The following is a 20,089-nucleotide window of genomic DNA, read 5'->3' as shown; positions in this document are numbered from 1 at the left end:
GTTCGGTGCACATAGCATCAGTGTTCGCATGAACACGATGACGCTCTGGAACATCACCGGCTGGGAGTTCGCCGCACTCGCCTTCGCGGCCCTCCTCGTCGGTTTCTCGAAGACCGCCGTGAGCGGGGCCAACACGGTCAGCCTCGCCATCTTCGCCGCCGTGCTGCCCGCCCGCGCCTCCACCGGCGTCCTGCTGCCGGTCCTGATCGCCGGTGACCTGCTGGCCGTCGCCACCTACCGGCGGCACGCCCACTGGCCCACCCTGTGGCGGCTGTTCCCGGCGGTCGCCGCGGGCGTCGTCGTCGGCACAGTGTTCCTGATGTGGGCGGACGACGCGATCGTACGGACCTCCATCGGCGCGATCCTGCTGCTGATGGCGGGCGTGACGGTGTGGCGCCGGCGTACGGCGGACGCGGAGGAGGAACCGGACTCGCTCACCAGCCGGGCGGGCCGGGTCAAGGCCCGCTCCTACGGCGTGCTCGGCGGCTTCACCACCATGGTCGCCAACGCGGGCGGCCCGGTGATGTCGATGTACCTGCTCTCCGCCGGCTTCCGCAAGCTCGGCTTCCTCGGCACGTCGGCCTTCTTCTTCCTGATCGTCAACGTCTCCAAGCTGCCCTTCAGCGCCGGCCTCGGCCTGATCGACGGCCGCTCGCTCCTCCTCGACCTGGCGCTCGTCGTGTTCGTCGTGCCCGGCGCGCTCTTCGGCAAGTGGGCGGTGCACAAGATCAACCAGCGGCTGTTCGAGCAGCTGGTCATCGCGGCGACGATCGTGGGCGGACTGCAACTGCTGCTCCGCTGACGGGCGGCTACCCCCGTGCGGAACTCCGCAGCAGCGCCGGGAGGTCCGCGAACGAGTCGATCACGTGGTCGGGCGTGCCGTCGGCGGCCCGGAGCGCCTCCGGCTGGAACTTGCCCGTCCGGACGAGGACCCCGGTGACACCGGCCCGCTGCGCCGCGAGCACGTCGGACTCGACGTCGTCGCCCACCATCACGGTCTCGCCCGCAGGGGCTCCCACCCGGGCGAGCGCCGACTCGAAGAACGCCGGCGCCGGCTTGCCGGTGATCTCGGCCTCCATCCGGGCGGCCTGCTCGAGACCGGCCAGGAACGCACCGGAGTCCAGCCGCAGCCCCTCGTCCGTACGCCAGTACAGATTGCGGTGCATCGCCACCAGCCGGGCCCCGCGCCGCAGTTGCCGGAAGGCCCGGTCGAGCGCCTCGTAGCCGAACTCCGGACCGGCCCCGCCGACGAGCACGACATCCGGCACGGCGTCGGTGTCCGTCGCGTCCACGAGGGTCACACCGTCGAGGTCCTCCTCGATGTCGCCGCTGTTCAGCAGGGCGCACCGGGCGCCGGGACAGTGCTCGGCGAGATAGGCGGCGGTGGCGGCGGGCGCGGTCAGGATGTCCTCGGCGGACACGGGGAACCCCGCGTCCGCCAGCGTCCCGGCGATCGAAGCCCGCGTCCGGGAGGTCGTGTTCGTGACCAGCAGGACGGCGAGCCCGGCCTCCCTGATCTCCCGCAGCGCCTCCACGGCCCCGGGCAGGGGCCGCCACGACACGGTGAGCACCCCGTCGATGTCGATCAGTACGGCACGCACGGACTCCATGTCCGGACGATAGCCCGGTCAGTCCCGGGGGTGCCTGCGCAGCAGATACGTGTCCATGATCCAGCCCTTGCGCTCCCGGGCCTCGGCACGCAACCGCTCGATACGGGGCGCGGCCTCCGCGATCGGGCCGGAGACCAGGATCTCGTCCGGAGTGCCGATGTAGGCGCCCCAGTAGATGTCGACGTCCTCCTGCGCGAACCGCTGGAAGGTCTGGTGGGCGTCGAGCATCACCACCACGTCGTCCACGCCCTCCGGGAAGCCCTCGGCGAGCCGCCGCCCGGGGGTGATCTGCACAGGCCGGGCGATGCGGTTCAGCCCCGTACGGTGCCGGGCGACGAGCGCCGAGACGCTGCTGATGCCGGGGACGACGTCGTACTCGAACGCCACCGCGCCCCGCTCCAGCACCTCCTCCAGGATCCCCAGCGTGCTGTCGTACAGCGAGGGGTCTCCCCAGACCAGGAACGCGCCGGTCTCCTCCTCGCCGAGTTCCTCCGCGATCAGCCGCGCGTAGATGTCGGCGCGGGCGCTGCGCCAGTCCCCGACGGCGGGGGAGTAGGCCGCACCGTCGGCGGTCCGGTCCCGCTCCGGGTCACGCGCCTCGACGACGCGGTACGTCCCCTGCGTCAGATGCGTGTCGAGCATGTCCCGCCGCAGCCGGGTGAGGTCCGCCTTCACCTCGCCCTTCTCCAGGATGAAGAACACGTCCGTGCTCCGCAGCGCCCTCACCGCCTGCAGGGTCAGCTGCTCAGGGTCGCCCGCGCCGATACCGATGACATGAATCTTTCGCACACCCCGAGTCTGCCGCACCCCACCGACAGCTTCCGCACCGCGCCCCGGGTCGGTCCCCGCGCCCTTGCTCGAGCGTCGGTGGCCGGTGTCCCGCGTCCGTGCCCCGACACCCCGGGGCGCCCGCCCCGAGGCCGCACATCACCGCCGGCCCCCGCACCGCGCCCCCGGCTCAGCGCCCCGCGTCCGCTCCCCGGAGCCGAGGCGCCCGCGCCCCCGCGTCCACCGCGCGGCCGTTGTGTTCGACGTCCTGGGCCAGCTCCCGGGCCCAGGCGGCGATGGCCTCGAGGTCGATGCCGTGCGGCAGCGGCTGTCCGGAGTCGGCGGCCCAGGTCTCGGTCGCGGTCGCCCCGCGGCGCAGCAGCCGTGCCCCGCCGGTGAGGTTGCCCCGGGCGGAGTGGGTGAGACCCACGGCAAGCTGGGCCAGACCGCGCCACAGCTCGCGCTCCGCGTCGGGGCCCGACTTCCAGGCGTCCTCGAAGACCTCGTGCGCGTGGAACGGCTTCCCCTCGTCCAGCAGCCGCTGCGCCTCGGAGACGGTCTCCTCCGGCGTACGGACCACGCCCTCGGGCTGCCGGGGCACACCGTCCGCGCCGTACGGCAGGGGCCGCCCGAGGCCGTCCCGGGGCCGGGCGTTGCGGGCCCGCCCCTCGCTGTCGCGGTCCCGGGCGTCGCCCGACCCGTCCGCGAAGCCGCTGCCCGTGTCTCCCGCGCTTCCCTTGCTCTCTGTGCTGCCCATACGCCGATTGTCCCGCCCGGGCCGTTTTCGGCGCGGCCAGGGGTGTGGGGTAAGGTGCTGTTCGCGCGATCACGCGGTTTCCCCGCGAGCGGACGCGCATCGGGACGTGGCGCAGCTTGGTAGCGCACTTGACTGGGGGTCAAGGGGTCGCAGGTTCAAATCCTGTCGTCCCGACACAGTGCCCGGGAGTTCTCCCCGGGCAGGGCCTTGCCTCACTTCGGTGGGGCGGGGCCCTTCGTCATTTCGGGGCTCTTCGTCATTTCGGGGTCCAGAGCCGGGCGGCGGTCCGTCGCGGCGATCTTCGTGACCATCTCGGCGAGCTGCCCGCAGGCCAGCGCGATCTCCTTCTCGGTGCGGGTGCGTTCGTTGACGGCCGCTCCGAGCAGGAGCGCGGTCAGCGAGACGGAACCGTTGAACGCCTGCAGCGTGATCATGTTGGTGAAGAGGTCGTGACCGGCGAACGGGCCCGTGTTCTGCGCGGCCGCGATGATCGCGAAGGTCGACACGGCGAGGGCACAGGGCGCCGCCCCGGCCAGCCCGAAGCGGAAGGCCGCCCAGACCAGCAGCGGGAAGCCGAGGAACAGCAGCGGCGTGGTGCTGGTCTCGATGAAGCCGACGCAGATCGTGACCGCCACGAGCAGGATCCCCTCCACCCAGCGGAACAGCGAAACGCCCTGGGGCCGGCGTGCCGAGCGGAGCAACAGCACGACCGGTGTGACCGCGAGGACGCCCACCGCGTCGCCGGTCCACCACACCGACCACGTCGCCCAGAACTCGCCGGCGTCCAGCACACCCGTGAGGACGAGCGTCCCGGTGCCCACCGTGGCGCTGACCAGCATGCCGGTGAACGCGCCCAGGAAGATCAGGGCGAGGGCGTCCCGCAGCCGGTTCATCTCGCTGCGGAACCCGGCACGGCGGAGCAGCGCGTACGAGCAGACAGGGGCGAGCGTGTTGCCCGCCGCGATCGCGAGGACGGCCGGAAGCGAGGGCCCCAGCGAGATGTTGACCAGGAACGCCCCGAGCGCGATCCCCGGCCAGACCCGCGGCCCGCGCAGCAGCAGGCCGGCCAGGGCGATACCGCTCGGCGGCCACATCGGGGTGACCTGGCCCCGCACCTGCTGCTGGAGCAGTCCGATCTCGGCCGAGCCCCAGTACAGCGCGGCAACGGCGCAGATCTCCAGGGCGAACGCGCCGGCGCGGCGGGCTCCGGCATGCCGCGCGACAGTCATCGGGACCTCCGCATCGACATCCTCTCGACCATCATCCGCCGGATCCCCGTGGGGTGCGCAGCGCGAGGACGGCCATGTCGTCGTGACCGTCGCTCGGATGGTGATCGGCCAGCGCCCGTACGAACTCGGGCAGGGGCCGGTGCGCATGGACGGTGGCGAGTCCGGCGAGCTGGTCCAGGCTCTCGTCGATGGGGTGGGCGGGATGTTCGATCAGCCCGTCGGTGAAGAAGACCACGGTGGCGTCCGGGGGCAGGAACCGGGAGTGGTCGGGGCGGGGTTCCTCCAGGTCGACGCCGAGCGGCAGGCCGGGCTCGGCGGTCAGATACTCCGTCCGTCCGTCGGGGGTGATCAGCAGGGGCGGGACATGGCCCGCCGTGCTCCAGTGGATGCGCCAGCCCGGCCCCTCCGGCTCGATGCGGGCCAGGGCGGTGGTGGTGACCGGGTTGGTCGTGATGGCCTGGAGGGTGCGGTCGAGCCGGGCCAGGAGCGCGCCGGGCGTACTGCCCCGGTCGAACAGCAGGGCCCGCAGCATGTTGCGGGTGGAGGCCATGGCGGCCGCCGCCTTCAGATCGTGGCCGACCACGTCACCGATGACGACCGCCACGATGCCGCCGGACAGCGGGATCGCGTCGTACCAGTCCCCTCCGAGCTTGCTGGGCTCGGCGGCCGGGCGGTAGACGGCGGCGGCGGTGAAGGGCCGCAGATCGGGCAGCGCGGGCAGGAGCAGCCGCTGGAACTGCTCGGCTCCGACCCGAATCTGTTCGAACAGCCGGACGTTCTCGATGGCGATGCCGGCGGCGCTGGCCAGGGCGGTCACGACGTTCTCGTCCTGGATGTCGAAGGGCTGTCCGTCACGCCGCTCGGCGAGGTACAGATCGCCGTAGATCTCGCCGCGGACACTGATGGCGACTCCGAGCAGGGTCCGCAGATGCGGATGGCCGGGCGGGAAGCCGACGGCGGACGGATGGGCCGTGATGTCGTCGAGCCGCAGGGGCTCCGGGTGGCTGATCAGGTGGCCGAGGACGCCCAGACCGCGGGGCAGATCGGTGCCGGCGAGGTCGTCGAGTTCCCGCTCGGACAGACCGGCGGTGATGAACTCCTCCAGGCGCTCCCCGGAGGCGTTGAGCACGCCCAGCGCGCCGTAGCGGGCGCCGACCAGATCCATGGCGGTGGTCACGATGCGGTGCAGCACCGCGGTCAGCTCCATCTCCCGGCTGATGGCCACCACCGCGTCCAGCAGGCCCTGCATCCGGTCCATGGCGTCCAGCAGGACGCGCAACTGCTCGTCGATCCGGTTCAGCTCGCTGCGCAGGCGCACATGCAGGTCGGGCAGCTCCGGCTGCCTGGGTCGCTGCCCCCGCCTCTCTCCCGCCATCACGAGCGCCTCATGGCCTGAACGTACGGTCCCTACAGCTTAGTGCGGGCTCTCCGGCCCGGCCCGGGGCGCCGAGACCGTGGGACCGTGGGAAGGAACCGGACATCCGGACCTCCGGAAGGAGCACCGGCCATGACCATCCGCCCGGCCCACACCGCCGCCCCGACGATCAGGACCACCCCCGAAGGCCTTCTCTGGGAGCCCAGCGACCGCTGGGTGCGCGGCCGCAAGGGCGACGTCACCGTCGTCGACAGCCGGCACCCCGTGCTCGTCTGGGAACCCCATCTGCCGGTGCCGCAGTACGTCTTCCCGCGCGCCGACGTCCGCACCGACCTCCTGCGCCCGGCGGAGAACCCGCCCACCGGCAAACACACCGGCTCCCGGATCTTCTACGACCTCGACGCGGAGGGCGAGGTGCGCTCCAACGCGGCCTGGACGTTCCCCGCCGACGACCTGGCCGGTCACATCGCCTTCGAGTGGTTCCTGCGCACCGACACCGGCCTCGACCACTGGTACGAGGAGGACGAGGAGATCTTCATCCACCCCCGTGACCCGCACAAACGCGTGGACGCTCTGCCGAGCAGCCGCCATGTCCAGGTCGAGATCGACGGGCAGCTCGTCGCGGACACCCGGGACCCCGTCCTGCTCTTCGAGACCTCCCTGCCGACCCGCTACTACCTCCCCCGCGAGGACGTCCGCCTCGACCTGTTCGACGCCACCGACCACAGCACCGGCTGCCCCTACAAGGGCACCGCCGAGTACTGGTCCTGGCGCGGCGAGAGCGAGGTGCCGCCCAACATCCTCTGGAGCTACGCCGCCCCGCTGCCCGCGGTGGCGGCGGTCCAGGGGCGCGTCGCCTTCTTCAACGAGGCCGTGGACATCACGCTGGACGGCGAGCGCATGGACCGCCCGGACACGCCGTTCAGCCGGATGCTGCGCAGGGAGAGCCGCTCCTAGGAACCTCTCAGGGCCTCACCAGCAGCTGGAAGTCGAAGGTGTAGCGCGACGCCCGGTAGATGTGCGTCCCGTACTCGACCGGGCGCCCGGTGTCGTCGTACGCCGTTCGCTGCATGGTGAGCAGGGCCGCGCCCTCCCGCTCGTCCAGGCGGGCGGCCTCCTCGGCGGTGGCGGCGCGGGCGCCGACGGTCTGGCGGGCGCTGTGCAGGGTGATGCCGGCCGTGCGCATCATCCGGTACAGGCCCGTCGACTCCAGACGGGCGCTGTCGAGGTCCAGCAGGGCGGACGGCAGGAAGTTGCACAGCAGGGCGACTGGCTGGCCGTGGGTGCGGCGCAGCCGTTCCAGGGCGGTGACCTCGCTGCCCTCGGCGACACCGAGCGCGGCCGCGACATCGCAGGACGCCGGAACGACCTCGTTGCGCACGACCTCGGTGGTCGGCCCCTGCCCGGCCTCCTCCAGGTCGTCGTAGAGGCTGCTCAGCTCCAGCGGGCGCTTGACCTGGCTGTGCACCACCTGCGTACCCACCCCGCGCCGCCGGACCAGCAGCCCCTTGTCGACGAGGGACTGGATGGCCTGGCGGACGGTGGGGCGGGACAGGCCGAGGCGCACCGAGAGGTCCACCTCGTTGCCCAGGAGGTTGCCCGGGATGAGGACCCCGTGCTCGATCGCCGCCTCCAGCTGCTGCGCGAGTTGGTGGTACAGCGGCACGGGACTGCCCCGGTCCAGGGCGAAGTCCAGTGAGCTGAGTGCCGGGGCGGCCGTGCTGCGGGCCCGGTCACCGGTCTTCGCCATGGATGAACCCCCCCTTACGGGTGTCAGGAGTTGCTCGGGAAACCGAGGTTGATGCCGCCGTCGGACGGGTCCGGCCAGCGGGTGGTGATGACCTTGCCCTGGGTGTAGAAGGCGATGCCGTCGTTGCCGTAGATGTGCAGGTCGCCGAAGAGCGAGTCCTTCCAGCCGCCGAAGGAGTGGTAGCCGACCGGGACCGGGATCGGCACATTGACGCCGACCATGCCCGCCTTGACCTCCAGCTGGAAGCGTCGGGCGGCGCCGCCGTCCCGGGTGAAGATCGCGGTGCCGTTGCCCCAGCGGGAGTCGTTGATCAGCTTGATGGCGTCCTCGTACGTCTCCGCGCGCACCACGGCCAGCACCGGGCCGAAGATCTCGTCCCGGTAGGCGTCCGCCGTGAGCGGCACCCGGTCCAGCAGCGAGACGCCGAGGAAGAAGCCGTTCTCGTGGCCCTCGACCGAGTAGCCGGTGCCGTCGACGACGACCTCGGCGCCCTGCTCGGCGGCCGAGGACACGTACGAGGCGACCTTGTCGCGGTGCTCGCGGGTGATCAGCGGGCCCATCTCGCTCGCCGGGTCGTTGCCGGGGCCGATCCTCAGGTTCTTCGCCCGCTCGGTGATCTTGCCGACCAGCTCGTCACCGATGTCGCCGACCGCGACCACGACCGACACGGCCATGCAGCGCTCGCCCGCCGAACCGTACGCCGCGTTGATGGCCTGGTCGGCGGCGAGCTCCAGGTCCGCGTCGGGCAGCACCAGCATGTGGTTCTTGGCGCCGCCCAGGGCCTGTACGCGCTTGCCGTGCTCGACGGCCTTCAGCTGGATGTACTTGGCGATCGGGGTCGAGCCGACGAAGGAGACCGCCTCGATGTCCGGGTGCTCCAGGATGGCGTCCACCGCGACCTTGTCGCCCTGCACGATGTTCAGCACGCCGTCGGGCAGCCCGGCCTCGGAGGCGAGTTCGGCCAGCTTGAAGGAGGCCGACGGGTCCTTCTCCGAGGGCTTCAGCACGAAGGTGTTGCCGCAGGCGATGGCCAGCGGGAACATCCACATCGGCACCATCGCCGGGAAGTTGAACGGCGTGATGCCCGCGACCACGCCCAGCGGCTGGCGGATCGAGGCCACGTCGACCCGGGTGGAGACCTGGGTGGACAGCTCGCCCTTGAGCTGGACGGCGATCCCGCACGCGAGTTCGACGATCTCCATGCCGCGCGCGACCTCGCCGAACGCGTCGGAGTGCACCTTGCCGTGCTCGGCGGTGATCAGCTCGGCGATCTCGTCGCGGTGGGCGTCCAGCAGCTCGCGGTACTTGAAGAGGATCGCCGTGCGCTTGGCGAGCGAGGACTCGCCCCAGGACTCGAAGGCGGCCTTGGATGAGGCGACCGCGGCGTCCACCTCGTCGACGGTCGCGAAGGCGACCTGCTTTTCCTGGGCGCCGGTGGCCGGGTTGTACACGGGGCCGAAGCGGCCGGAGGTGCCCTCGACGGGCTTGCCGTCGATCCAGTGGGTGATGGTGTTCATCGTGTGCGGGGCCTTTCGTGGAGCCTGATGTCAGTGGGGAGTTCAGAGGTGGCGGCGGCGATCGGCGACCTGGCGCTCGTAGCGCTCGCGGGCCTCCACGGCGGCCTCGCGGGAGGCGGTCTCGGCCACCGGCACGTCCCACCAGGCCTCGGCCGGGGGAGCCGTCGGGGCCGGGTCGGTCTCGACGTAGACGCACGTCGGCCGGTCGGAGGCGCGGGCAGCGGCAAGAGCCTCGCGCAACTCGCGCACCGACTTGGCGCGCAGCACGTCCATGCCGAGGCTGGCGGCGTTGGCGGCCAGGTCGACCGGGAGCGGGTCGCCGGTGAAGGTGCCGTCGGCGGCCCGGAAGCGGTAGGCCGTGCCGAAGCGCTCGCCGCCGATCTCCTGCGACAGACCGCCGATGGAGGCGTAGCCGTGGTTCTGGATGAGGACGATGTTGACGGGCAGGCCCTCCTGGACGGCCGTGACGATCTCCGTCGGCATCATCAGATAGGTGCCGTCGCCGACCAGCGCCCAGACCGGGGTGCCCGGGGCGGCCTGCTGGACGCCGATGCCGGCCGGGATCTCGTAGCCCATGCAGGAGTAGCCGTACTCCAGGTGGTACTGGCGCGGGCTGCGGGAGCGCCACAGCTTGTGCAGGTCGCCGGGGAGCGAACCGGCGGCGTTGATCACCACGTCGTCGTCGCCGACGGCCGCGTCCAGGGCCCCTAGCACCTGCGTCTGGGTCGGCACGGCGTTCTCGTCGTCGGCGCGGTAGACGGCCTCGACGATCTCGTCCCAGCGGTCCTTGCCGGAGCGGTACTCCGCCTCGTACGCCTCGCTCACGCGGTGGCCGGTCAGCGCCTCCAGCAGCCGCTCCAGGCCCGACCGCGCGTCGCAGACCAGCGTGCGGGCCGCCAGCTTGTGGGCGTCGAAGCCGGTGATGTTGACGTTGAGGAACCGCACTTCGGGGTTCTGGAAGAGCGTGCCCGAGGCCGTGGTGAAGTCGGTGTAGCGGGTGCCGACACCGATCACGAGGTCGGCGGTGCGGGCGAGATCGTCGCTGACCGCCGTGCCGGTGTGGCCGATGCCGCCGAGGTCGGAGGGGTGGTCGTGGCGCAGCGAGCCCTTGCCGGCCTGGGTGGAGGCGACCGGGACACCCGTGGCCTCCACGAACGCCTTCAGCGCCTGCTCGGCCTCGCTGTGGTGGACGCCGCCGCCCGCCACGATCAGCGGGCGCTCGGCCGACCGGATCGCCTCGACGGCAGCGGTCAGCTCCACCGGGTCCGGCGCGGGACGCCGTACGGACCAGACGCGCTCGGCGAAGAACTCCTCCGGCCAGTCGTACGCCTCCGCCTGCACGTCCTGCGGCAGGGCGAGGGTGACGGCGCCGGTCTCGGCCGGGTCGGCCAGCACGCGCATGGCCTGGAGCGCCGAGGGGATCAGCGCCTCGGGGCGGGTGATCCGGTCGAAGTACCGCGACACCGGGCGCAGCGTGTCGTTGACCGACACATCCGCCTCGACGGGGTGCTCCAACTGCTGGAGCAGCGGATCGGGGGCGTGCGAGGCGAAGTAGTCACCGGGCAGCAGCAGCACCGGCAGCCGGTTGATCGTCGCCAGCGCGGCACCGGTGACCAGGTTGGTGGCGCCCGGGCCGATCGAGGTCGTCACCGCCTGCGCGGACAGGCGGTTCAGCTGCCGGGCGTAGCCGACCGCAGCGTGCACCATGGACTGTTCGTTGCGGCCCTGGTGGAACGGCATGACGTCCTCGCCGACTTCCACGAGGGCCTGGCCGACGCCGGCGACGTTGCCATGGCCGAAGATGCCCCAGGTCCCGGCGATCAGCCGGCGCCGCACGCCGTCCCGCTCGGTGTACTGGGCGGACAGGAACCGCACCAGGGCCTGGGCGGTCGTCAGTCGGCGGGTGCGGGCGTTCATGCGGAGGTCTCCGGGGCGGTGTAGAGGGGGAGTCGGGGGTCGACCGGCTGGTCCGGCCAGGTGTCGCGGACCCAGGCGTGGTCGGGGTGGTCGCAGATCAGCCAGGCGCGCTCGGCCTCCGGGCCCGCCATGACGTTGAGGTAGTACATGTGGTGGCCGGGGGTCGCCATCGAGGGCCCGTGCCAGCCGTCCGGGATGAGGACCACGTCGCCGTCGCGGACCTCGGCCAGCACGTCGGTGTCCCGGCCGGGGCCGGAGGGGGAGACCCGCTGGTAGCCGAGGCCGGGGATGCCCTCGTGGCCGGCGAACTCGAAGTAGTAGATCTCCTCCAGCACGGACTCCTCGCCCGGCCGGTGCTCGTCGTGCTTGTGCGGCGGGAACGACGACCAGTTGCCGCCCGGCGTGATCACCTCGACCGCGATGAGCTTGTCGCACTCGAACACGCCCGCCGCGCCGAAGTTGTTGACCTGCCGGGAGCAGTTGCCGGTGCCCCGCAGCTCCACGGGCACGTCGGAGGCCGCTCCGTAGCGGGCGGGCAGCCGGCGCTCGCAGCGCGCGCCGGTCAGCGCGAACCGCCCGCCGGCGGCGGAGGTCACGGTCGCCCGCGCGTCGCGCGGCACATAGGCGAAGTCGCTGACGCCGCTGAACACGTCCCGGCGGCCCCGGAGTTCGAAGGTGTCCCGGCCGAAGTCGTCCGCCGCGGCGACCGTGCAGCCGCCGCTCAGCGGGACGACGATCCACTCGCTGTCGCCGGTCTCGAAGGAGTGCGTGCCGCCCGGCGGCAGCTCCAGGATCCGCAGGCTGGAGTGGCCCCAGCCGGCCTTCTCGGGCGTGATGTCGACGATGTAGGGGCCGCCGAGGGCCTTACCCGCGGGAAGGTGATACGTCATCGTGTGTGTGCCTTTCGGATCACAGCAGGTGCCACTTGAATCACAGCAGGTTGCTCTTGCATCACAGCAGGTGCCAGGTGCGTCAGAGCAGGCCGACGGCCGTGTCCACCGCCTGTTCCACGCTGCCCTCGGCCGGGTAGAGCAGCGAACGCCCGACGACCAGGCCCTGGACGGTGGGCAGACGCAGGGACTTGCGCCAGCGTTCGTAGGCGCCCTCCTGGTCCTCGCCGACCTCGCCGCCGAGCAGGACCACGGGCAGCGTGGAGGTCTCCAGCACCTCGGCCATGTCGTCGGGGTCGTCGGTGACGGGCAGCTTCAGCCAGGTGTAGGCGGAGGTGCCGCCCAGGCCCGAGGCGATGGCCACGGACCGGGTGACCGCTTCGGCGGACAGGTCGTTGCGGACCTTCCCGTCGACCCGCCGCGAGATGAACGGCTCCACGAAAAGGGGCAGCCGGTGCGCGGCCATGGCGTCGACGGCACGGGCCGTGGACTCCAGCGTGGTCAGCGAGCCCGGGTCGTCGTAGTCGATGCGCACCAGGAGCTTGCCCGCGTCGAAGCGGAGCCGGGCGATGTCCTCGGCGCGGTGGCCGGTGAAGCGGTCGTCCATCTCGAAGGAGGCCCCGGCGAGTCCGCCGCGGTTCATCGAGCCCATGACGACCTTGTTCTCCAGCACCCCGAGCAGGAGCAGGTCCTCCAGGATGTCGGCGGTGGCGAGCACCCCGTCGACACCGGGCCTCGACAGTGCGACACACAGCCGCTCCAGCAGATCGGCGCGGTTGGCCATGGCCAGGCGCCGGTCGCCGACCCCGAGGGCGCCGCGCGCCGGGTGGTCCGCGGCCACGATCATCAGCCGGCCGCTGTCGCCGATCAGCGGGCGGCGCACCCGGCGGGCGGCCGCCTCGGCGGCCGCCTCGGGGTTGCGGGCTCTGACCGTGGTGAGGTCGGGGATGCCGATGTTCAATGCGGGCTCCGTTTCAGAGACTCGTGCTCGGCGACGGCGACGGCGATGACGCCGGCGCCTCGGCGAGGAGGCCGGAAACCTCGGACTCCGTCGGCATCGCGGAGGAGCAGGCGAGGCGGGAGGCGACGAGGGCGCCGGCGGCGTTGGCGTGGCGCATGATCTTCTCCAGGTCCCAGCCGGCGAGCAGACCGTGGCAGAGCGAGCCGCCGAAGGCGTCGCCCGCGCCCAGGCCGTTGACCACCTCGACCGGCACCGGCGGCACCTCGGCCCGGGTGCCGTCGCGGTGCACGGCGAGCACGCCCTTGGGGCCCTGCTTGACGACGGCCAGCTCCACGCCCGCCTCCAGCAGCGCCTCCGCGCAGGCCTGCGGTTCGCGTACGCCGGTGGCGATCTCGCACTCGTCGAGGTTGCCGACCGCGACGGTGGCGTGGCTGAGGGCCTCGCGGTAGTACGGGCGGGCCTCGTCGGGGTCGCGCCAGAACATGGGCCGCCAGTCGAGGTCGAAGACGGTGATGCCGGACTTGTCGCGGGCCTTGAGGGCGGCGAGCGTGGCGGAGCGGCTCGGCTCCTCGCTCAGGCCGGTGCCGGTGATCCAGAAGATGCGGGCCCCGCGGATCGCGAAGAAGTCCAGCTCGTCGGTGCCGATCTCCAGGTCCGGGGCCTTGGGGCGGCGGTAGAAGTACAGCGGGAAGTCGTCCGGCGGGAAGATCTCGCAGAACGTGATCGGCGTGGGGTAGGCCTCGACGGGGGTGACCCAGCGGTCGTCGACGCCGAAGGACTTCAGCTCCTCGTGCAGGTAGGTGCCGAAGGGGTCGTCTCCGGTGCGGGTGATCACCGCCGTACGGCGTCCCAGGCGGGCCGCCGCGACCGACACATTGGCCGCCGAACCTCCCAGGAATTTCCCGAACGTCTCCACACGGTCCAGGGGGACGCCGGTCTGCAGGGGATAGAGGTCGACTCCGATGCGCCCCATCGTGATCAAGTCGAAATACTGTGCCGGCCCGGCCATGCGCGACCTCCTCGGGAAGCTGGGGATGCGGGTCCCGGGACGCCCTGACACGGTGGGGGCGTGGATTCAGGGGACCTGCCGCCCCTCAGGTGTAGGTCGCGGAGGGCAGCGCTGTCAATAGTTTGTACTTACATTCGGACCTGCTTGTGAAATGATGTCTTAACAAAGTATTGACAGCGAGCGCGGCAGGGACTTGTATCCCGTGGCATCGCCACAGTCTGTTTGCGGCATCATGATCCGGACTCCGTAAGGCTCCGGGACCACGGATCCCTTCGTGATCCCTCCCCTTTCCACCGCAGTAGCACAGTGAGGTGCCAGGAAAGATGGACCGCTCTTCTCACCCCCGCTCCCGCAGAATCGCGCCCGTCGTCGCCGTGGCCGCGGCAGCGGCCCTGACTCTCGCCGGCTGCTCCAGCAGTTCCGGGGGCAAGGAGGCCGAGGAAGGCGCAGCGAACGCCTCCGCCGGCAAGGCGACCACGCCGCGCATGACCGTCGCCCTCGTCACCCACCAGGCGCCCGGCGACACCTTCTGGGACACCGTCCGCAAGGGCGCCGAGGCCGCGGCCGCCAAGGACAACATCAAGCTCGTCTACTCCGCCGACCCGAACGCGGGCAACCAGGCCAACCTGGTCCAGAACGCGATCGACCAGAAGGTCGACGGCATCGCCGTCACCCTCGCCAAGCCGGACGCGCTCAAGGGCGTCATAGGCAAGGCCGAGAAGTCCGGCATACCCGTCGTCGGCCTCAACTCCGGCCTGAGCGACTGGAAGAAGCTCAACATGCTGGAGTTCTTCGGCCAGGACGAGTCCGTCGCCGGCGAGGCCTTCGGCAAGAAGCTCAACGAGGTCGGCGCCAAGCACGCCCTCTGTGTCGTCCAGGAGCAGGGCAACGTGGGTCTCACCCAGCGCTGCGACGGCGTGGAGGAGACCTTCGACGGCAAGCTCGACGTCCAGAACGTCAACGGCACCGACATGCCGGGCGTGAAGTCGACGATCACCGCCAAGCTCAAGCAGGACCCGTCCATCGACTACGTCGTCACGCTCGGCGCCCCCTTCGCGCTGACCGCCGTGCAGTCGATCGGCGACGCCGGCAGCAAGGCGAAGGTCGCCACCTTCGACCTCAACAAGGACCTCATCAAGTCCATCAAGAGCGACGACATCCAGTTCGCCGTCGACCAGCAGCCCTACCTCCAGGGGTACCTGGCCGTCGACGGTCTGTGGCTCTACAAGAACAACGGCAACTACAGCGGTGGCGGTGAGCAGCCCGTGCTGACCGGTCCGGCCTTCGTCGACAAGTCCAACGTCGACAAGATCGGGGAGTTCGCCGCGAAGGGCAACCGGTGATGAGCATGACCCAGCAGGCCACGCCGGCGGTGGACACACCGCCGGCTCCCGGCCGAAAGCAGTCCGACGGCCGGACGCGACAGCGCCCGCTGGCACTGCGGCTGCTCGCCCGGCCCGAGGTCGGCGTCTTCCTCGGCGCCGTCGCCGTGCTCGTGTTCTTCCTGATCGCGGCGCCGCCGGTGCGCGATGGCAGCTCGATGGCCAACATCCTCTACCAGTCGTCGACCATCGGGATCATGGCCCTGCCCGTGGCCCTGCTGATGATCGGCGGCGAGTTCGACCTGTCGGCCGGTGTCGCCGTGATCACCTCGGCGCTGACCGCGTCGATGCTCAGCTACCAGCTGACCCTGAACGTCTGGGTGGGCGTGATCGTCGCCCTGATCGTGTCGCTCGCGATCGGCGCGTTCAACGGCTGGCTGCTGGTCAAGACCGGCCTGCCGAGCTTCCTGGTCACCCTGGGCACCTTCCTGATCCTCCAGGGCGTGAACCTCGCCGTCACCAAGCTGGTCACCGGGAACGTCGCCACCGACGACATCAGCGACATGGACGGCTTCACCCAGGCGCAGAAGCTCTTCGCCTCGTCCTTCGAGGTCGGCGGGGTCAACGTCAAGATCACCGTGGTGTGGTGGCTGGTCTTCGCGGCCCTGGCCACCTGGGTCCTGCTGCGCACCAAGTACGGCAACTGGATCTTCGCGGTCGGCGGCAACAAGCACTCCGCCCGGGCCGTCGGCGTCCCGGTGACCTTCACCAAGATCTCGCTGTTCATGCTGGTCGGCTTCGGCGCCTGGTTCGTCGGCATGCACCAGCTGTTCTCCTTCAACACCGTGCAGTCCGGCGAGGGCGTCGGTATCGAGCTCATCTACATCGCCGCCGCCGTCATCGGCGGCTGTCTGCTCACCGGTGGCTACGGCTCCGCGATCGGCCCGGTCTTCGGCGCCTTCATGTTCGGCATGGTGCAGCAGGGCATCGTCTACGCCGGCTGGAACCCCGACTGGTTCAAGGCATTCCTCGGCGTGATGCTCCTCGGCGCCGTCCTCATCAATCTGTGGGTCCAGCGCACGGCGACCCGGAGGTGACCGCAATGACCAGCGAAGCAACCGCCACCGACGAGGCCGCCGCCAAGGACGCTCCCCTCGTCGAACTCAAGGGCGCCGGCAAGTCCTACGGCAACATCCGCGCCCTGCACGGCGTCGACCTCACCGTCCACCCCGGCCAGGTGACCTGCGTCCTCGGCGACAACGGCGCCGGCAAGTCCACCCTCATCAAGATCATCTCCGGGCTGCACCAGCACACCGAGGGCGAGTTCCTCGTCGACGGCGCCCCCGTGCGCTTCTCCACCCCGCGCGAGGCCCTCGACAAGGGCATCGCCACGGTGTACCAGGACCTCGCCGTCGTCCCGCTGATGCCGGTCTGGCGCAACTTCTTCCTCGGCTCCGAGATCACCAAGGGCCCCTGGCCCGTGCGCCGTCTCGACATCGACACGATGAAGAAGACCGCCGACGAGGAACTGCGCAACATGGGCATCGTCCTCGACGACATGGAGCAGCCCATCGGCACGCTCTCCGGCGGTCAGCGCCAGTGCGTGGCCATCGCCCGCGCCGTCTACTTCGGCGCCCGCGTCCTGATCCTCGACGAGCCGACCGCCGCCCTCGGCGTCAAGCAGTCCGGTGTCGTGCTGAAGTACATCGCCGCCGCCCGCGAGAAGGGCCTCGGCGTCATCTTCATCACCCACAACCCGCACCACGCCTACATGGTCGGCGACCACTTCAGCGTGCTGCGCCTCGGCACCATGGAACTGTCCGCCTCCCGCAGCGAGGTCAGCCTCGAAGAGCTGACCAACCACATGGCCGGCGGTACCGAACTGGCCTCCCTCAAGCACGAGTTGGCGCAAGTACGCGGCGTCGACGTCGAAGAGCTCCCCGAGGCGGGAGAACTCACCGCCCCCGTAGCCTCGTCTTCGGAAGGAAAGTCCTGACATGGCCCTCGCGCTCGACCGCATCCGGGTCGGCTCCGCCCCCGACTCCTGGGGCGTCTGGTTCCCCGACGACCCCCATCAGGTGCCCTGGGTCCGCTTCCTCGACGAGGTCGCCGAAGCCGGCTACTCGTGGATCGAACTCGGCCCGTACGGCTACCTGCCGACCGACCCGGCCCGGCTCACCGACGAGGTGACCAAGCGGAACCTCAAGGTCTCCGCCGGCACCATCTTCTGCGGTCTGCACCGCGGCCCCTCCGAGTGGGAATCCACCTGGGAGCAGGTCAGCAACGTCGCCGCGCTCACCCAGGCGATGGACGCAAAGCACCTCGTCGTCATCCCCTCCTTCTGGCGGGACGACAAGACCGCCGAGATCCTGGAGGCGCCGGAGCTCACCACCGAGCAGTGGCGCAACCTCACCACGGGCATGGAGCGCCTCGGCCGTGAGGTGAAGGACAAGTACGGCCTGGACATCGTCGTCCACCCGCACGCCGACACCCACATCGACACCGAGGAGCACGTCGAGCAGTTCCTCGACTCGACCGACTCCGACGTGGTCAACCTCTGCCTGGACACCGGGCACTACGCCTACTGCGGCGGCGACAGCGTCAAGCTGATCGAGACGTACGGCGAGCGCATCGGCTACCTCCACCTCAAGCAGGTCGACCCGGACATCCTCGCCGACGTCGTCAAGAACGAGGTCCCGTTCGGTCCCGCCGTGCAGCGCGGCGTGATGTGCGAACCGCCCGCCGGCGTCCCCGAGCTGGGCCCGGTCCTGACGGCCGCGCAGAAGCTCGGCGTGGACCTCTTCGCCATCGTCGAGCAGGACATGTACCCCTGCGAGCCGGACAAGCCGCTGCCGATCGCGGTGCGCACCCGCAAGTTCCTGAGGTCCTGCGGCGCCTGACGACCCGAAAGGACGGCCATGACTGAGCGCGCCACCACCCTCGGAGTCGCGGTCATCGGTACCGGAAGGATGGGCGCCGACCATGTGCGCCGCCTCCACGAAGTCACCAGCGGAGCACGGGTGACAGCCGTCGTGGACGTCGACGCGGAACGCGCGAAAGCCGTCGCCGCCCGCGTCGACGGCTGCACCGCCTACACGGACCCGGCCGCCGCGATGGCGGCGGCCGACGTCGACGCCGTCCTGATCGCCTCACCGGGCCCCGCCCACGAGGCCACCCTCCTCGCCGCCTTCGAGCACGATCTGCCCGTCCTGTGCGAGAAGCCCCTCACCCCCGACGCGGCCTCCGCCCTGCGCGTCCTCGAAGCCGAAACGCGCCTCGGCCACCGCCGGGTCCAGGTCGGCTTCATGCGCCGCTACGACCCCGAGTACGCGAAGCTGAAGGCCCTGCTGGCGACCGGTCAGCTGGGCCGCCCGCTGATGGTGCACAACCGGCACCGCAACGCGGCCAGCCCGCCCTTCTTCACCAGCACCATGCTCATCACCGACTCCGTCGCCCACGAGGCCGACGCGACGCGCTGGCTGCTCGGCCACGAGATCACGGCCGTCACGGTGCTGCGCCCCACCTCCTCCGACAACGCCCCCGACGGACTGCGCGACCCGCAGTTCGTCGTCTTCGAGACGGACGGCGGCGCCCTCTCCGACGTGGAGATCTTCGTCAACTGCGGCTTCGGCTACCAGGTCCAGGCCGAGGTGGTCTGCGAACGCGGCACCGCCCGCATCGGCGACGGCCACGCCCTGGTCACCAACATGGCCGGCCGCTGGGGCGGCACCATCGCCCAGGACTTCACCGAACGCTTCGAAACGGCCTACGACCACGAGATCCAGGCCTGGGCCGACGCCACCCGCCGCGGCGAGGTCACCGGCCCGAGCGTCTGGGACGGTTACGCGGCCGCGGCGGTGTGCGAGGCGGGGGTACGGGCGCTGGAGGACGGGGGGCGGGTGGAGGTCGAATTGGTGGAGAGACCCGAGCTCTACGTGTGACCGGGCCCGGGCCCGGTCACACCCGGGTCCGAGGCCGGGGCTCGAACCCGGCCGCACGGTAAGCGGCGTCGATCAGCTCCATGGTCGTCACCGCGTCGTCCGCGTCCAGCGGCAGCGGAGCACCGTCGCGCACCCGGGCGGCGAACGCCTCCAGCTGGTACGTGTACGACGAGCGCGTCCCGAGCCGTTCCGTACGCTCGCCCTGCGGGGTGCGGACCACGATCCGGTCGTCCCGCTGGGGCAGCACGAAGTTCGGGGCCGTCGCCTCGCCCCGGGAGCCGACGATCCGGATGCTCATCTCCAGCCCGTCGTACGCCATGTGACAGCGGGCGGAGCCCGTCGCGCCCCCGGGGAACTCCAGATCGGCGTCCAGCCACTCGTCGACCCCGGGCGCGCCCGCCCGCTCCCCGCCCCGGGCCCCGGCCAGGCGCGGTGCGCCGCCCGCCCAGGGGGCCAGCATCCGCAGCGCGTGCAGGCTGTAGCAGCCCAGGTCCATCAGGGCACCGCCGGCCAGCGGCAGCGACCAGCGGGGGTCGGTGTCCGGCGGGGCGGCGATGGCGACCATGGCCTCGGCGTGCCGCAGCTCGCCGAGTTCGCCCGAGTCCAGCAGCTCGTGCAGGCGGCGGGTGACCGGGTGGAAGAGGTAGTGGAAGGCCTCCATGAAGACCGTCCCGGCCTTGTGGGCGGCCTGCCGTACCTCCGCCGCCTCTGCCGTGTTGCTCGCCGAGGGCTTCTCCGACAGGACGTGCTTGCCCGCCGCGAGGGCGGCCAGGTTCCACGGGCCGTGCAGGCCGTTGGCGAGCGGGTTGTAGACGACGTCGATCTCGGGATCGGCCACCAGCTCGGCGTACGACCCCGCCACCCGCTCCACACCGTGCTCGGAGGCGAATGCCTCGGCGCGGGCGCGGTCGCGGGCGGCCACCGCGACGAGGCGGTGGCCGGTCGCCCGGGCCGGGTCGATCAGGGAGCGTTCGGTGATCCGCGCGGCTCCCAGCAGTCCTATGCGCAGGGGTTCCCGGTCCGGTTCGCTCATGCCTGTCATT

General features: G+C 71.1%; 19 protein-coding genes and 1 tRNA gene. 8 read left to right on the top strand and 12 right to left on the bottom strand.

The features are described 5' to 3' along the window. Window positions 1–28: 28 nt before the first annotated feature. Window positions 29–802 carry a sulfite exporter TauE/SafE family protein gene (locus NNW99_RS03985; protein WP_215117214.1) on the top strand — a complete coding sequence of 258 codons (774 nt, stop codon included), beginning with the start codon at window positions 29–31 and terminating at the stop codon, window positions 800–802. A 7-nt stretch (window positions 803–809) separates the two neighbouring features. On the opposite strand, the gene NNW99_RS03980 is transcribed toward NNW99_RS03985, so the two are convergent. The 3 genes from NNW99_RS03980 to NNW99_RS03970 form a co-directional block, all read right to left on the bottom strand. Beyond that, complete coding sequence (locus NNW99_RS03980; RefSeq protein ID WP_215117212.1) at window positions 810–1,610, bottom strand: HAD-IIA family hydrolase; 801 nt, start codon at window positions 1,608–1,610, stop codon at window positions 810–812. An 18-nt stretch (window positions 1,611–1,628) separates the two neighbouring features. Then, the gene (cobF, locus tag NNW99_RS03975; RefSeq protein WP_215117211.1) at window positions 1,629–2,399 is read right to left on the bottom strand and encodes a precorrin-6A synthase (deacetylating); all 771 of its coding nucleotides are present in this window, start codon (window positions 2,397–2,399) and stop codon (window positions 1,629–1,631) included. A gap of 169 nt (window positions 2,400–2,568) precedes the next feature. Further along, entirely contained in the window at window positions 2,569–3,135 is a 567-nt protein-coding gene (locus NNW99_RS03970; protein WP_215117209.1) for a DUF309 domain-containing protein, read from the bottom strand. A 100-nt stretch (window positions 3,136–3,235) separates the two neighbouring features. On the opposite strand from NNW99_RS03970, the gene NNW99_RS03965 reads away from it, so the two are divergent. Further along, window positions 3,236–3,309, top strand: a tRNA-Pro gene (locus tag NNW99_RS03965). 38 nt (window positions 3,310–3,347) lie between these two features. Here NNW99_RS03965 and NNW99_RS03960 read toward each other — a convergent pair. After that, on the bottom strand, window positions 3,348–4,364 hold the full coding sequence (locus NNW99_RS03960; protein WP_215117208.1) for an MASE1 domain-containing protein: 1,017 nt from the start codon (window positions 4,362–4,364) through the stop codon (window positions 3,348–3,350). 31 nt (window positions 4,365–4,395) lie between these two features. Beyond that, window positions 4,396–5,739: a PP2C family protein-serine/threonine phosphatase gene (locus NNW99_RS03955; protein WP_251057698.1), complete on the bottom strand. Its 1,344-nt coding sequence runs from the start codon at window positions 5,737–5,739 to the stop codon at window positions 4,396–4,398. 132 nt (window positions 5,740–5,871) lie between these two features. Between NNW99_RS03955 and NNW99_RS03950 the strand changes: the two genes are divergently transcribed. Then, a complete protein-coding gene (locus NNW99_RS03950; protein WP_215117206.1) occupies window positions 5,872–6,696 on the top strand; it encodes a DUF427 domain-containing protein in 825 nt (274 codons plus the stop codon). A gap of 7 nt (window positions 6,697–6,703) precedes the next feature. On the opposite strand, the gene NNW99_RS03945 is transcribed toward NNW99_RS03950, so the two are convergent. From NNW99_RS03945 to iolC, 6 genes are all read right to left on the bottom strand, one after another. Then, window positions 6,704–7,489 carry a GntR family transcriptional regulator gene (locus tag NNW99_RS03945; protein WP_215117204.1) on the bottom strand — a complete coding sequence of 262 codons (786 nt, stop codon included), beginning with the start codon at window positions 7,487–7,489 and terminating at the stop codon, window positions 6,704–6,706. A gap of 23 nt (window positions 7,490–7,512) precedes the next feature. Beyond that, window positions 7,513–9,006 (bottom strand): CoA-acylating methylmalonate-semialdehyde dehydrogenase, encoded by a 1,494-nt coding sequence (locus tag NNW99_RS03940; protein ID WP_215117202.1) that lies wholly within the window; start codon window positions 9,004–9,006, stop codon window positions 7,513–7,515. Between the two features lie 42 nt (window positions 9,007–9,048). After that, the gene (iolD, locus tag NNW99_RS03935; protein WP_215117200.1) at window positions 9,049–10,923 is read right to left on the bottom strand and encodes a 3D-(3,5/4)-trihydroxycyclohexane-1,2-dione acylhydrolase (decyclizing); all 1,875 of its coding nucleotides are present in this window, start codon (window positions 10,921–10,923) and stop codon (window positions 9,049–9,051) included. Next, window positions 10,920–11,813: a 5-deoxy-glucuronate isomerase gene (gene iolB / locus NNW99_RS03930; protein WP_215117198.1), complete on the bottom strand. Its 894-nt coding sequence runs from the start codon at window positions 11,811–11,813 to the stop codon at window positions 10,920–10,922. The genes iolD and iolB overlap by 4 nt, the downstream gene beginning before the upstream one ends. An 82-nt stretch (window positions 11,814–11,895) precedes the next feature. Further along, entirely contained in the window at window positions 11,896–12,774 is an 879-nt protein-coding gene (locus NNW99_RS03925) for a deoxyribose-phosphate aldolase (RefSeq protein WP_215117196.1), read from the bottom strand. A 13-nt stretch (window positions 12,775–12,787) separates the two neighbouring features. Beyond that, the gene (gene iolC, locus NNW99_RS03920; protein ID WP_215117194.1) at window positions 12,788–13,783 is read right to left on the bottom strand and encodes a 5-dehydro-2-deoxygluconokinase; all 996 of its coding nucleotides are present in this window, start codon (window positions 13,781–13,783) and stop codon (window positions 12,788–12,790) included. Between the two features lie 323 nt (window positions 13,784–14,106). Here iolC and NNW99_RS03915 point away from each other — a divergent pair, with 323 nt between their 5' ends. Genes NNW99_RS03915 through NNW99_RS03895 form a run of 5 tightly spaced genes read left to right on the top strand, consistent with a single transcriptional unit; the run spans window position 14,107 to window position 19,046 of the window. Then, window positions 14,107–15,126: a sugar ABC transporter substrate-binding protein gene (locus NNW99_RS03915; protein ID WP_215117192.1), complete on the top strand. Its 1,020-nt coding sequence runs from the start codon at window positions 14,107–14,109 to the stop codon at window positions 15,124–15,126. Further along, entirely contained in the window at window positions 15,126–16,202 is a 1,077-nt protein-coding gene (locus NNW99_RS03910; protein ID WP_215117190.1) for an ABC transporter permease, read from the top strand. Before NNW99_RS03915 ends, NNW99_RS03910 begins: the two co-directional genes overlap by 1 nt. Window positions 16,203–16,207: 5 nt before the next feature. Beyond that, window positions 16,208–17,101, top strand: a complete 894-nt coding sequence (locus tag NNW99_RS03905) for an ATP-binding cassette domain-containing protein (protein ID WP_215117188.1) — start codon at window positions 16,208–16,210, stop codon at window positions 17,099–17,101. A gap of 1 nt (window position 17,102) precedes the next feature. Next, a complete protein-coding gene (locus NNW99_RS03900) occupies window positions 17,103–18,005 on the top strand; it encodes a sugar phosphate isomerase/epimerase (RefSeq protein ID WP_215117186.1) in 903 nt (300 codons plus the stop codon). Window positions 18,006–18,023: 18 nt separating this feature from the next. After that, entirely contained in the window at window positions 18,024–19,046 is a 1,023-nt protein-coding gene (locus NNW99_RS03895) for a Gfo/Idh/MocA family protein (protein ID WP_215117185.1), read from the top strand. Window positions 19,047–19,062: 16 nt separating this feature from the next. Here NNW99_RS03895 and NNW99_RS03890 read toward each other — a convergent pair whose 3' ends face one another. After that, on the bottom strand, window positions 19,063–20,079 hold the full coding sequence (locus NNW99_RS03890) for a Gfo/Idh/MocA family protein (RefSeq protein WP_215117184.1): 1,017 nt from the start codon (window positions 20,077–20,079) through the stop codon (window positions 19,063–19,065). Between the last annotated feature and the right edge of the window lie 10 nt (window positions 20,080–20,089).

It is taken from the genome of Streptomyces sp. CRCS-T-1 (assembly GCF_024442335.1).
Classification (GTDB): Bacteria; Actinomycetota; Actinomycetes; order Streptomycetales; family Streptomycetaceae; genus Streptomyces; species Streptomyces koelreuteriae.
The sequence above is the reverse complement of the archived record's forward strand: the minus strand, read 5'-3'. Positions and strand labels throughout refer to the sequence as shown.

Bases quoted from the DNA above. Each gene is read 5' to 3' on its own strand.
- NNW99_RS03985 (WP_215117214.1), top strand. From the start codon at position 29: ATGAACACGATGACGCTCTGGAACATCACCGGCTGGGAGTTCGCCGCA.
- NNW99_RS03980 (WP_215117212.1), bottom strand. From the start codon at position 1,610: ATGGAGTCCGTGCGTGCCGTACTGATCGACATCGACGGGGTGCTCACC.
- NNW99_RS03970 (WP_215117209.1), bottom strand. From the start codon at position 3,135: ATGGGCAGCACAGAGAGCAAGGGAAGCGCGGGAGACACGGGCAGCGGC.
- NNW99_RS03960 (WP_215117208.1), bottom strand. From the start codon at position 4,364: ATGACTGTCGCGCGGCATGCCGGAGCCCGCCGCGCCGGCGCGTTCGCC.
- NNW99_RS03955 (WP_251057698.1), bottom strand. From the start codon at position 5,739: ATGGCGGGAGAGAGGCGGGGGCAGCGACCCAGGCAGCCGGAGCTGCCC.
- NNW99_RS03950 (WP_215117206.1), top strand. From the start codon at position 5,872: ATGACCATCCGCCCGGCCCACACCGCCGCCCCGACGATCAGGACCACC.
- NNW99_RS03945 (WP_215117204.1), bottom strand. From the start codon at position 7,489: ATGGCGAAGACCGGTGACCGGGCCCGCAGCACGGCCGCCCCGGCACTC.
- NNW99_RS03940 (WP_215117202.1), bottom strand. From the start codon at position 9,006: ATGAACACCATCACCCACTGGATCGACGGCAAGCCCGTCGAGGGCACC.
- iolD (WP_215117200.1), bottom strand. From the start codon at position 10,923: ATGAACGCCCGCACCCGCCGACTGACGACCGCCCAGGCCCTGGTGCGG.
- iolB (WP_215117198.1), bottom strand. From the start codon at position 11,813: ATGACGTATCACCTTCCCGCGGGTAAGGCCCTCGGCGGCCCCTACATC.
- iolC (WP_215117194.1), bottom strand. From the start codon at position 13,783: ATGGCCGGGCCGGCACAGTATTTCGACTTGATCACGATGGGGCGCATC.
- NNW99_RS03915 (WP_215117192.1), top strand. From the start codon at position 14,107: ATGGACCGCTCTTCTCACCCCCGCTCCCGCAGAATCGCGCCCGTCGTC.
- NNW99_RS03910 (WP_215117190.1), top strand. From the start codon at position 15,126: ATGAGCATGACCCAGCAGGCCACGCCGGCGGTGGACACACCGCCGGCT.
- NNW99_RS03905 (WP_215117188.1), top strand. From the start codon at position 16,208: ATGACCAGCGAAGCAACCGCCACCGACGAGGCCGCCGCCAAGGACGCT.
- NNW99_RS03900 (WP_215117186.1), top strand. From the start codon at position 17,103: ATGGCCCTCGCGCTCGACCGCATCCGGGTCGGCTCCGCCCCCGACTCC.
- NNW99_RS03895 (WP_215117185.1), top strand. From the start codon at position 18,024: ATGACTGAGCGCGCCACCACCCTCGGAGTCGCGGTCATCGGTACCGGA.
- NNW99_RS03890 (WP_215117184.1), bottom strand. From the start codon at position 20,079: ATGAGCGAACCGGACCGGGAACCCCTGCGCATAGGACTGCTGGGAGCC.